The organism is Synechococcus sp. EJ6-Ellesmere, assembly GCF_024345875.1.
In the GTDB taxonomy this organism is placed as follows: Bacteria; Cyanobacteriota; Cyanobacteriia; order PCC-6307; family Cyanobiaceae; genus Regnicoccus_A; species Regnicoccus_A antarcticus.
This window is the reverse complement of sequence record NZ_JAGQBY010000108.1, coordinates 1-10,851: the sequence shown is the minus strand read 5'-3', so window position 1 is coordinate 10,851 and position 10,851 is coordinate 1. Positions and strand designations below refer to the sequence as shown.

General features: G+C 66.9%; 12 protein-coding genes and 1 tRNA gene. 9 read left to right on the top strand and 4 right to left on the bottom strand.

The window, feature by feature from the left end; genetic code table 11:
- The first annotated feature begins 71 nt into the window (after nucleotides 1-71).
- From KBY78_RS12080 to KBY78_RS12065, 4 genes are all read left to right on the top strand, one after another.
- A complete protein-coding gene (locus KBY78_RS12080; protein ID WP_315856667.1) occupies nucleotides 72-437 on the top strand; it encodes a cupin domain-containing protein in 366 nt (121 codons plus the stop codon).
- A 30-nt stretch (nucleotides 438-467) separates the two neighbouring features.
- Entirely contained in the window at nucleotides 468-761 is a 294-nt protein-coding gene (locus KBY78_RS12075) for a hypothetical protein (protein ID WP_255143794.1), read from the top strand.
- Between the two features lie 77 nt (nucleotides 762-838).
- Nucleotides 839-1,066, top strand: a complete 228-nt coding sequence (locus KBY78_RS12070) for a hypothetical protein (protein ID WP_231605439.1) — start codon at nucleotides 839-841, stop codon at nucleotides 1,064-1,066.
- A gap of 26 nt (nucleotides 1,067-1,092) precedes the next feature.
- Nucleotides 1,093-1,284: a hypothetical protein gene (locus KBY78_RS12065; RefSeq protein WP_197171586.1), complete on the top strand. Its 192-nt coding sequence runs from the start codon at nucleotides 1,093-1,095 to the stop codon at nucleotides 1,282-1,284.
- Nucleotides 1,285-1,507: 223 nt separating this feature from the next.
- Here KBY78_RS12065 and KBY78_RS12060 read toward each other — a convergent pair.
- Together KBY78_RS12060 and KBY78_RS12055 are read right to left on the bottom strand one after the other, a co-directional pair.
- Nucleotides 1,508-1,579 (bottom strand) — tRNA-Gly (locus KBY78_RS12060).
- 71 nt (nucleotides 1,580-1,650) lie between these two features.
- Nucleotides 1,651-2,802, bottom strand: a complete 1,152-nt coding sequence (locus KBY78_RS12055; RefSeq protein ID WP_255143793.1) for an alanine--glyoxylate aminotransferase family protein — start codon at nucleotides 2,800-2,802, stop codon at nucleotides 1,651-1,653.
- 110 nt (nucleotides 2,803-2,912) lie between these two features.
- Between KBY78_RS12055 and cbiD the strand changes: the two genes are divergently transcribed.
- The 5 genes from cbiD to mrdA all read left to right on the top strand — a co-directional run bounded on the left by cbiD (nucleotide 2,913) and on the right by mrdA (nucleotide 8,609).
- A complete protein-coding gene (gene cbiD, locus KBY78_RS12050; protein WP_255143792.1) occupies nucleotides 2,913-4,079 on the top strand; it encodes a cobalt-precorrin-5B (C(1))-methyltransferase CbiD in 1,167 nt (388 codons plus the stop codon).
- Nucleotides 4,080-4,114: 35 nt separating this feature from the next.
- A complete protein-coding gene (gene guaA, locus KBY78_RS12045) occupies nucleotides 4,115-5,713 on the top strand; it encodes a glutamine-hydrolyzing GMP synthase (RefSeq protein ID WP_255143791.1) in 1,599 nt (532 codons plus the stop codon).
- Nucleotides 5,714-5,771: 58 nt separating this feature from the next.
- Nucleotides 5,772-6,380, top strand: coding sequence for a hypothetical protein (locus tag KBY78_RS12040; RefSeq protein WP_006172766.1), 609 nt, complete (start codon nucleotides 5,772-5,774; stop codon nucleotides 6,378-6,380).
- A gap of 83 nt (nucleotides 6,381-6,463) precedes the next feature.
- The gene (locus KBY78_RS12035) at nucleotides 6,464-6,853 is read left to right on the top strand and encodes a hypothetical protein (RefSeq protein WP_006172767.1); all 390 of its coding nucleotides are present in this window, start codon (nucleotides 6,464-6,466) and stop codon (nucleotides 6,851-6,853) included.
- A 4-nt stretch (nucleotides 6,854-6,857) separates the two neighbouring features.
- The gene (mrdA, locus tag KBY78_RS12030; protein WP_006172768.1) at nucleotides 6,858-8,609 is read left to right on the top strand and encodes a penicillin-binding protein 2; all 1,752 of its coding nucleotides are present in this window, start codon (nucleotides 6,858-6,860) and stop codon (nucleotides 8,607-8,609) included.
- Here the strand turns inward: mrdA and KBY78_RS12025 are convergent.
- Nucleotides 8,594-9,727: a glycosyltransferase family 1 protein gene (locus KBY78_RS12025; RefSeq protein ID WP_006172769.1), complete on the bottom strand. Its 1,134-nt coding sequence runs from the start codon at nucleotides 9,725-9,727 to the stop codon at nucleotides 8,594-8,596. The two genes, mrdA and KBY78_RS12025, sit on opposite strands and share 16 nt — an antisense overlap.
- A 30-nt stretch (nucleotides 9,728-9,757) precedes the next feature.
- Nucleotides 9,758-10,851: NAD-dependent epimerase/dehydratase family protein (locus tag KBY78_RS12020; protein ID WP_255143790.1), on the bottom strand; the 1,094-nt coding region annotated here is incomplete at its 5' end.

The window sequence follows — 10,851 nt, the reverse complement described above, 5'->3', positions numbered from 1 at the left end:
TCACCATGACCTGTGCGCGCATCGTTACGCCCTCGCAACGGCCAGCGCCCAACCGGGTTGCATGATTTGACATCCAGGCCCTGATTTCGGGAGACGAGGCCCAGGCGTTCGAGGCCTTTTACACCAGCGGCAACAATGGCACCGGACCGGCACCCCATTGCCATCCCTGGGATGAAACGTTCTTCGTCATCAGGGGGCCGGTGGTGTTCGGCCTGGGGCATCAGGAGCAGCCGATCGAAGCAGGCACGCTTCTGCATGTGCCGGGGGGTGAGCGGCACTGGTGGCGCTTCGAGGTGGAAGGAGAATTCCTTTCGTTCACCTCTGGCAGGCAGGCTGCGGCCATGTACCGGGACCTGGCGACCTTGCGAGCCGATGCCCCCAAGTCGGAGTATCGGGCCGTGGCCATTCGCCACGGCCAGCAGGCACGGCCTACCTGAGCATTCGTGAACGCCAAACCGCCCCCCTAGGTGCAGCGGCTGGGCAGCCACCACGAGGAGCTGCTTCTCGCCTGGCCCCGGGAGCTGGTGCAGCGTGGCGTGCGCGGCTATCCGCTCAACGAGGCACGCAATGACCTGCAGCTGGCGGCGCTGCACAGCATCACCGCCGGCCTGGCGATGCATGGCTTCTCCTTGAACCCGGAGATGCTGATCCGGGCGGCGCTGCTCATGGACGATGCGATCCAGCGTCATGCCGCCTACGCCCTGGAGATCGAGGCCTGGCAAGCCCTGCCGGATCCCGCCGGTTTCCGCCTCGAGGGTTGAGGCGCAGACTTTTCCCGAACCACTGCCTATCCCCGGGAGTGTCCATGGCTTTTGATGCCGATCCGAGTCCTGCTGGCGTGCTCCGGATTCCGGTGTGCACCGCCCCCGGCACCTTTGAGGTGTGGATGCGGCGCAGCGGCACCAGTCCCACCATCAAGCTGTTGCTGCTCGATGGCGGACCGGGCTGCACCTGTGAGACTTTCGAGGTGTTCGACAGTGTTCTGCCTCAGGCGGGCATTGAGCTCCATTGCTACGACCAGCTGGGTTCGCATCACAGCACCCACCTCAACCATCCCGATCTCTGAAAGAGCGAGCGCTTCGTTGATGAGGTGTGGAGCAGGTGCGCCAGGCCCTTGCCCTCGATGCAAGCAACTTCCTCCTGCTCAGCCACTCCTGGGTCGGCATCCTGGCCATCGAACATAAGCAGCAGCACCAGCAGCCGCTCGAGGGGTTAATCATCTCCGACATGGTCTGGGGCATGCCGGGGGCCAACCGCTACGCGGAGAGCGTTACCTCAACTTAGGTCGCTTACCAGACCTCGGGTTCGGTCGACCCACTGCTGCGATTCTGACCGATCAAGGACGGTCGATCAGGCCATGAAATGACCCAGCGGTGAGAAACCCTGTGAGAAGGTTTCGCCAATGGCGGGCATCCCATGTCATCCGCAGTCAAGATCTGGCATGCTGCCAGCCAATACCAAGCAAGATGATCGTCGGCGGGTCAGCAAATCTCAGGCCTGGACCAGAAGCGGGTGACCGGACTCGAACCGGCGACGTTCAGCTTGGGAAGCTGACATTCTACCACTGAATTACACCCGCGTTTCTTCACCCTAGCAAAGGGTGAACAGGTGAGGGCTGCAAGCTTCAGCCCTCACCCTCGGTCTAGGCTCTCAGGCCGCCAGTTCCCGGGCCGCCGCGGCCAGGCCTGCCCCCACTGGCTGACGGGCAGCCCCCAGCTCCTGCAGGGTCGCCTCAATGGCGGCCACCGCCGTGAGCACGTCACGGTCGCAGACAAAGCCCAGGTGGCCGATGCGGAACACCTTGCCTTTGAGGTGGTCCTGGCCGCCCGCCAGCAGGATGTCGTAGCGCTCCTTGATCTTCTTGCGCAGCACCTCAGCGTCGAGGCCCTCAGGGGCCACCGCCGTGATCGCCGGGCTGCCGTGGCCTTCAGCGGCGTAAAGGGGCAGACCGATGGCACGCATGGCCGCTTGGGTGGCCCGCTGCAGCCGGGCATGGCGGGCGAAGATGGCGTCCAGTCCTTCCTGCTCCATCATGCCCAGGGCGGCTTCCAGGGCGTAATAGAGCGTCACCGGAGGCGTGAAGGGGTTGCTATCGGCGGCGGCTGATTTCCGGTACTTGCCCAGATCCAGGTAGAACTTGGGCAGATCGGAGCGCTTGTGAGCCTCCCAGGCGCGTTCGCTCATCGCCACGAAAGCAAGGCCCGGCGGCATCATGTAGCCCTTCTGGGAGCCCGAGCCCACCACATCCAGGCCCCAGGCATCCACCGGCACCGGGCAGGCCCCCAGGCTGGTGACGCAGTCAGCCACCACCAGCGCCTGGCCATGGGCATGAACATGGCGGGCGATCGTCTCCAGGTCGTTGATCACCCCGGTGGAGGTTTCTGAATGGGTGAGGATCACCGCGTGGATCTGCTTCTCGCTGTCGGCTTCGAGGGCCAGGCGGAAGGCCTCCGGATCCAGGGGCTGGCCCCAGTCGGCGCGGATCACCTCCACCTCCAGGCCATAGGCCCTGGCCACCTTCACCCAGCGCTCGCCGAACTTGCCGTTGTCCCCGCAGAGGACCTTGTCGCCCCGGCTCAGCACGTTGACGATGCCCGCCTCCATGGCGGCGGTGCCGCTGCCGGTGAGGGCCAGCACATCACCTTCGGTCTGGTGCAGCCACTTGAGCTGCGCGGTGGTGCGCTTCACGATTGCCTGGAACTCGCCACTGCGATGGCCGATCGGGTGGCGGCTCATGGCCAGCAGGACGGTCTCCGGCACCGGCGTGGGACCGGGGATCATCAGGGTGAGCTTGTCCTGCATGGGGGGCGCTGGGGGGGCGGGCGCGGCGGCCCAATCCACCACCTTAAAAAACCAAGGTCCCTGCTCCCCGGCCCCGCTCACCGACCAACACCGCAGCCATCCCCTTGCCGATGACCGAAGCGACACCCTTCATCCTGCCGGTCTGGGTGGCGGCGGCAGCCCGCGCAGCCCTGGAGGCGCTGCTGGAGGCCGAGGGCGAGGGCCTTGCGCTCGGCGTGACGGCGCTCAGGGGCTCCAGTGAGGCGCAGCCGCTGGAGCTGCTGGAGCCGGCCGGCGTCGAGCTGGTGCCGGTGGAGGCCGCCGCCGCCATCGGCGATGGTCAGGCCCTGGGCATGGCCCGCTGTGATCCGGGCGATGGCCTGGATCTCACCCGGGGTTTGCTGGTGTGGGTGCGGGCCAGCTGGTGGGATCCTCCGCAGGGGGCAGAGCCATCCCAGCGGCTGCTCCTGGAGGCGGGGGAGGGGCTGGGCGTGCTGGTCGGCAGCCGGGAGCTGTGCCTCTCGGCCTATGCCCGCCAGCTGCTGGAGATCAACCTTCTGCCCCTGGTGCCAGCCGGCCGCGGTCTGCAGCTCCAGCTGGTGTTCCCCCGGGGCCGGGAGCTTGCTGGCCGCACCAGCAATGAAGCCTTCGGGGTGGTGGATGGTCTGGCCCTGATCGGGACCCAGGCCGTGGTGCAGCGCAGCGCCGCCCCCGATCGGCTCGAGCAGTGCCTGGAGACCCTGCGCCAGTGGCCGCACTCGCCCCACCCCAGGGATCTGGTGCTGGTGATCGGCGAGAACGGGCTCGATCTGGCTCCCCGGCTCGGGCTGCCCGCCGGCCTGTTGCTCAAGGCCGGCAACTGGCTCGGTCCACTGATCGTGGCGGCGGCCGAAGCCGGCGTCGAGCGGCTGCTGCTGTTCGGCTATCACGGCAAGTTGATCAAGCTGGCGGGCGGGATCTTCCACACCCACCACCACCTGGCCGATGGTCGCGCCGAGGTGCTCACGGCCCTGGCGGCCCTTGAAGGCATGGGCGGTCCTGAGCTGCAGCGGCTGTTCGCGGCGCCCACGGTGGAGGCGGCCCTGGCGGAATTGCAGGAGCTCGACGGGCCGCTGGCAGCCCGGATCGAGGCGCGGCTGGCGCTGGCGATCGAGACGCGCAGCCAGGCCTACCTGGCCCGCTACGGCCGCTTCAGCATGCGGATCGGCGCGGCGCTCTTCGATCGGCAGCGGCAGCTGCGGGTGTCAGGCCCCTGCGGACATGAGCTGCTGGAGGCTTTCCGGCACGACCTAGGGTGACCCCCAAAGGCCAGGCAGGCCGTCATTCGGTCGTTATGTCCCACCCGTCCCCCTCGACCGAGCAGCCCGAAAGCTCACGTCTGCCGGCGATCGTCATCCTCGATTTCGGCTCCCAGTATTCCGAGCTGATTGCCCGTCGGGTGCGGGAAACCGAGGTGTATTCCCTGGTGCTGGGGTATGCCACCAGCGTGGAGGAGATCAAACGGCTGGCGCCGAAGGGAATCATCCTCAGCGGCGGCCCCAACTCGGTGTACGACGAGGGGGCACCCCTGTGCGATCCAGCCATCTGGAGCCTGGGAATCCCGGTTCTGGGGGTCTGCTACGGCATGCAGCTGATGGTTCAGCAGCTCGGCGGTCAGGTGGAAGCCGCCGGCCGCGGCGAGTACGGCAAGGCGCCCCTCTACGTGGATGACCCGGTCGATCTGCTCACCAACGTGGAGCACGGCTCGACGATGTGGATGAGCCATGGGGATTCGGTGCAGGCCCTGCCGCCGGGCTTCAGCCGTCTGGCCCACACCGACAACACGCCGGAAGCAGCGGTGGCTGATCACCAGCGGCGTTTGTACGGGGTGCAGTTCCACCCTGAAGTGGTGCATTCCCGCGGCGGGATGGCGATGATTCGCAACTTCGTTTATCACATCTGCGGCTGTGAACCCGACTGGACCACGGCGGCCTTCATCGATGAAGCCCTTGCCGATGTGCGTGATCGGGTTGGAGACAAGCGGGTGTTGCTGGCGCTCTCCGGCGGGGTCGATTCCTCCACGCTGGCCTTCCTGTTGCACCGGGCCATCGGAGATCAGCTCACCTGCATGTTCATCGACCAGGGATTCATGCGCAAGGGGGAGCCGGAGTTCCTCACCGAGTTCTTCGATGCGCAGTTTCACATTCGCGTCGAATACATCAACGCCCGTGATCGCTTTCTTGCCAAGCTCGATGGCGTCACAGATCCGGAGCAGAAGCGCAAGATCATCGGCGCCGAATTCATCCGAGTGTTCGAGGAGGAAAGTAAGCGGCTCGGACCCTTCGATTACCTCGCCCAGGGCACCCTCTATCCCGATGTGATCGAATCGGCCGGCACCAACCTCGATCCCAAGACCGGCGAGCGGGTGGCGGTGAAGATCAAAAGCCACCACAACGTGGGCGGGCTGCCCAAGGATCTGCAGTTCAAGCTGGTGGAACCCCTGCGGCGCCTGTTCAAGGACGAGGTGCGCAAGGTGGGCCGCAGCCTCGGCTTGCCCGAGGAAATCGTGCGCCGCCACCCCTTCCCGGGACCTGGCCTGGCCATCCGCATCCTCGGGGAGGTCAGCGCCGAGAAGCTGAACATCCTGCGTGATGCCGACCTGATCGTTCGCGAGGAGGTGCAGGAGGCCGGGCTCTATCACGAGATCTGGCAGGCTTTTGCCGTGCTGCTGCCGGTGCGTAGCGTCGGCGTGATGGGCGACAAGCGCACCTACGCCTATCCGATCGTGCTGCGCTGTGTGTCCAGCGAAGACGGCATGACCGCCGACTGGTCCCGTCTGCCCTATGACCTGCTGGAGCGCATCTCCAACCGGATCGTCAATGAGGTGCAGGGGGTGAACCGGGTGGTGCTCGACATCACCAGCAAGCCCCCCGGCACGATCGAGTGGGAATAGTCCCGGCGCTGGCCTCTTTGGTCGGCGTTCGATACCATCGGCTCCCAGCCTGTTTCCCTTGACCGCCGTCACTCAGCAGGATCCCCAGGTGCAGCGCCGCCTGCAGCAGGACAGCATCCTGCTGGGGGGGAAAACCATCTACCTCAATCCTTTCCTGTACTGGCGTCGTTTCGATGCCAACACCGACCGCTGGTTGCGGGAGCCCGGTCAGCTGCCGGAGGAGCAGATTCTGGCCAACCGTGGCCGTTTCTACCCGGAAGTCCACTGGGAGGAACTCAGCGACGGCGACCGCCAGATCAAGGATGGCGCCGTGGAGATGTTCATCAAGAGCCTGGAGCTGATCAGCACCTTCCATCCCGATCTCAGCGCCGGTCACCTGCTGGAGGTGGAGCGCAAGATGGCCGTCACCAAAAAGCGTGCCTTCGAGCGCTGGGTTGAGAAATCGCTGCAGCGCCGTCAGAAGCTGGAGCAGCGGGAACGGCGCCGGTTTGATCGTGAGCGTGCCCTGCGCGGCTGGGGCGAGTGGTTCAGCCTCGACATGACACGCCAGGCCCTGCTGCCCTTCACCGCCGCCGTCGCTCTGGCCGTGGTGGGCGGCTGGTGGGTGGGATCGCGCGAATTCTGCCGGGCGGTCATTCTCGAGCCCGGGATCCAGCGCACCCCCTGAACCCTCAGGCGCCCGCCTGGGCGTCAGACTGGGAAAACGGTCCGATGGTGATTGCCAGCGGCGTTCGCTTCAGGAGTTGTGCCATGGCTGCCGATCCCTTTGATGCCCTGCGGCTCAGCCTGATGGAAGACCTGCTTCCAGTCGGCATCGCCGTGGTCGACCGGGCCCGTCGGGGCGGACCCCGCCAGGTGGTGGAGGCCTTCACCGCCACGGATGATCCCCTGGCGCAGCTGCGTCAGGAGGGGGATGCGGCCGCTAAGAAGGTGCGCGAGAGCCTCGATCAGGTGCAACCCGGGCTGGGCAACCCTGTGGTGAAGGTGGAGGTGCGCGACGTGCCCTCTGGTTCGGCCAGTGATCTGAGCGGCCCGCCCCCCGTCTCCCCCACGGGGCCGGAGGAGCGGCGGGCGCTGCAGGAGGCCCTGGCGCGCGTCTCCGGACGCCTGGAGGAACTCGAGCGCCGCCTCGGGGCCTGAAGCGATGGCCAGCGGATTCCAGGCCGGCTCGCCGCGGCAGTCGGGGATGAGCCATCAGCCGGCCTGGCTGCTGGCGGTGGTGGTGCTGGCGGCCTCGGCGATGGGGGCCCGCCTGGCCTGGCTTCAGCTGGCCCAGGGCCCCGAAAACCGCCTGCGGGCCGACCAGAACCGCATCCGCCTGGTGCCCCGTCACCCTGTCCGCGGCCGTCTGCTCGATCGCCATGGGGAGGTGCTGGCCACCAGCCGCCTCACCTACAACCTCTACCTGCAGCCTCGGCTGGTGTCGAAGGAACGCTGGCCGGCCCTGCGCGAGAAGCTGGCGGCGCTCCTGGCGCTGCCGGTGGATCAGCTGGAGCAGAACTACAAGGAGGGGCTCCAGGGTGATGGCTACCGGATCGAGCTGGCCAGTTCCCTCAGCAGCGTCCAGGTGCTGCGCTTCCGGGAGCAGGCGATCAATCTCGATGGCGCCGAGGTGGACGTCGACTACCTGCGCTCCTACCCGGGCGGCCCCCTGGCCGCGCACGTGCTCGGTTACACCAGTGGCCTCACCGAGGAAGAATACGCCCGGCTGGCCGACAAGGGCTACCGGGTGCAGGACCGCATCGGGCGTACAGGGCTGGAGCAGGTCTACGAATCCCACCTCAGGGGTGAGTGGGGCGGCCAGCAGCTGGAGGTGAATGCCGCGGGCCAGGTGCAGCGGGTGCTGGGGGACAAGCAGGCCCGCGCCGGCAAGGACCTGCGCCTGACCCTGGATCTTGAATTGCAGCGCACGGCTGAGAAGGCCCTCGATGGGGTGGCGAAAGGGGCGATCGTGGCCATGGATCCCCGCACCGGTGCCATCCGCGCCATGGCGAGCCGCCCCAACTTCGATCCCAACATCTTCTCCACCGGCCCCACCACGGCCCAGTGGAACAATCTCAACCGCCCGGAAGCACCCATGCTCAACCGGGCGATGCGGGCCTTTCCTCCCGCCAGCACCTTCAAGCTGATCAGTACGATCGCCGGCCTCGAATCGGGGCGCTACGGCCCCACCTCCACCATCCCCACCTCCGGTTCCTTCTGCTACGACGGCCAGTGCTACGCCGACCATGGCAGCTTCGGCAGCATCGGTTTTCCCCTCGCTCTGGCGGTGAGCAGCAACAGTTTCTTCTACCGGCTGGGACTGAAGGTGGGCTCCGAGGAGCTGTTCAAGGCGGCGCGCCGCCTTGGCTATGGCAGCTACACCGGCATCGAGCTGCGCGATGAGGAGAGTCCGGGATTGCTGGGCGACAAGGCCTGGAAGAAGAAAGTGCTGGGCGAATCCTGGACCTCCGTGGACACGATCACCTCGGCGATCGGTCAGGGGGCTGTTTCGGTGACGCCGCTGCAGATGGCCCGTCTCTACGCGGCCGTGGCCAATGGCGGCTGGCTGGTCACGCCCCACCTGGTGGAGCGGGACACCCCCCGGACCTGGATCGGCCTCAAGCCCACCACCCTCAAGGTGCTGCGCCAGGGTCTGCGCGAGGTGGTCACGAACGGTACCGCCACCATGCTCAACGATCCCAGGCTGCCGGCGGTGGCCGGCAAGACCGGCACCGCCGAAGACCCGCCGCGGCCGGATCACGCCTGGTTCGGCGGCTATGCCCCAGCTGGTAAGCCCGATCTGGTGATCATTGCCTTCGGCGAGAACAGTGGTGGCTACGGCGGCACCATCGCCGTGCCGATGGTGAAGGCCCTGCTGGCCACCTGGTTCAAGCCGGCTCAGGCCGCCAGCTGAAGGCCAGCACCGGCCACATCGCGGTAGAAGCGGCGAAGCTGGGCGGTGGCTCCGGCCCAGCCCCAGCGCTCGGCCTCATGGCGGGCCGCCAGCCGCAGCTGCTCGCGCCGCTCGGGGCTGGCCAGCAGCCGCAGGGTGGCGGCGGTGAGGGAGGCGTCGTCGTCGGGGTCGTAGAGACAGCCGTTGACCCCATCGGTGACGATGTCGGGGATGCCGCCCCGGTTGGCACCCACCACCGGACAGCCCGCCGCCATCGCCTCCAGCAGCACCAGTCCCAGGGTTTCAGTGCTGGAGGGGAAGAGGAAGGCATCAGCACTGGCAAAGGCGCCGGCCAGCTCCTCGCCGCCCAGATAACCCACAAAGGTGGTGGCGGTTCCCTCGAACACCTTCTCCAGCTGAGCCCGGTGCGGGCCGTCGCCCACCAGAGCCAGCCGGGCCTGGGGCAGGGCGTCGAGCACGGGCCGGATCCGCTCGATCTGCTTCTCGGCCGACAGCCGACCCACATACAGCAGCAGGCTGTCGCTGTCGGGATGGCGGCCCATCAGCCGCCGCCGCATGGCGTCCGAGCGCAGCTCGGGCCTGAACATCTCGGTGTCAACACCCCGCTGCCAGAGGGCGGTGTGCTGGATGCCCCGCTGAGCGAGCTCCTCCACCATCACCGAGGACGTGCAGAGATTGAGCACGGCCTGGTTATGGGCGGCTTTGAGCAGTTCCCAGAGCAAGGGCTCCAGCACGCCCATGCCGTAGTGCTCCAGGTATTTGGGCAGGTGGGTGTGATAGCTGGCCACCAGCGGGATCTGGCGGGTTCGTGCCATCCAGATGCCCCCCAGGCCCAGCACCGCCGGGTTGACCACATGCACCACATCCGGCTGAAACGCTTCCAGAGCCTCGGCCACGGCTGGACGGGGCAGGGCGAGCTTCAGCTCCGGGTAGAGCGGCAGGGGCAGGGCCGGCACGCCGATCACCCGGGCTCCCATGTAAAGCGAGGGGGCGCCCTCCGGGCAGAACAGCAGCACCTCATCCCCGGCGCGCACCAGGTGTTCCACGGTCTTGGTGAGACGCGTGACGATGCCGTCGACCTTGGGCAGGAAGGTTTCGGTGAACAGTGCGATCTTCACGGGAGCCGCTGTCGGGGCATGGTCCTGGGCTCAGACGACAGCCTTGAGGGCCGCCGCCTGGGTCGTGGTCCAGGAGGACACGCAGGGAATGCGTGAGCGGTCGCAGCGGTCGGCCCAGCGCCGGGCCACATCCACCACTTCGCTGAGCAGGCCGTCTTCCAGGGTGGTGGGTTTGAGGCCCAGCTCGATCAGACAGCGGTTGTCGACGATCAGATCGTTCTCGATCGCCTCCTTGCGCGGGTTGGGCAGGTGGCTCACCTGGGCGCCGGTGACCGCCGCCACCTTTTCAGCCAGATCGTTGACCTTGTGGCTCTCGGTCATCTGGTTGTAGATGCGCACCTTTTCCCCGGAGACGGGCGGGTGATCGATCGCCAGCTCCACGCACTTGACCGAATCACGGATGTGGATGAAGGCGCGGGTCTGGCCGCCCGTGCCGTGCACGGTGAGGGGATAGCCGATCGCGGCCTGCATCAGGAAGCGGTTGAGCACCGTGCCGTAATCGCCGTCGTAGTCGAAGCGGTTCACCAGGCGGGGGTCCCGGTCGGTGAGATCGGTGTTGGTGCCCCAGACGATGCCCTGGTGCAGGTCGGTGACGCGGATGCCGTCGTTCTTGTTGTAGTAATAAAAAAGCAGCTGATCCAGCGTCTTGGTCATGTGGTAGACGCTGCCAGGATCCGTGGGGTGCAGGATCTTCTCGCGGAAGCGGCTGCCGTCGGCCTGGGGCACCTCCACCGTGAGGTAGCCCTCGGGAATCGTGGCGCCCCGGTGGGAGCCATAGCCGTAGACCCCCATGGTGCCCAGGTGCACGATGTGGATGTCGAGGCCGCTCTCAACGATCGCGCAGAGCAGGTTGTGGGTGCCGTTGACGTTGTTGTCGACGGTGTAGCGCTTGGTGGTGCTCGACTTCATCGAGTAGGGCGCCGCCCGCTGCTCGGCGAAATGGACCACGGCCTCCGGACGCTCGCTGCGCAGCAGTTCCAGCAGCAGGTGGTAGTCCTGGGCGATGTCGAGGTGCACGAAGCGGATGGCTCGGCCGCCCGTGTCCTCCCAGGCCCGCAGGCGGTCGTGCACGGTGGCGATCGGGGTCAGGGATTCCACCCCCAGATCCACGTCGATCTTGCGCC

Coding starts and splice junctions, on each gene's coding strand:
- KBY78_RS12055 (WP_255143793.1), bottom strand. CDS start 2,802: ATGCAGGACAAGCTCACCCTGATGATCCCCGGTCCCACGCCGGTGCCG.
- cbiD (WP_255143792.1), top strand. CDS start 2,913: ATGACCGAAGCGACACCCTTCATCCTGCCGGTCTGGGTGGCGGCGGCA.
- guaA (WP_255143791.1), top strand. CDS start 4,115: ATGTCCCACCCGTCCCCCTCGACCGAGCAGCCCGAAAGCTCACGTCTG.
- KBY78_RS12035 (WP_006172767.1), top strand. CDS start 6,464: ATGGCTGCCGATCCCTTTGATGCCCTGCGGCTCAGCCTGATGGAAGAC.
- mrdA (WP_006172768.1), top strand. CDS start 6,858: ATGGCCAGCGGATTCCAGGCCGGCTCGCCGCGGCAGTCGGGGATGAGC.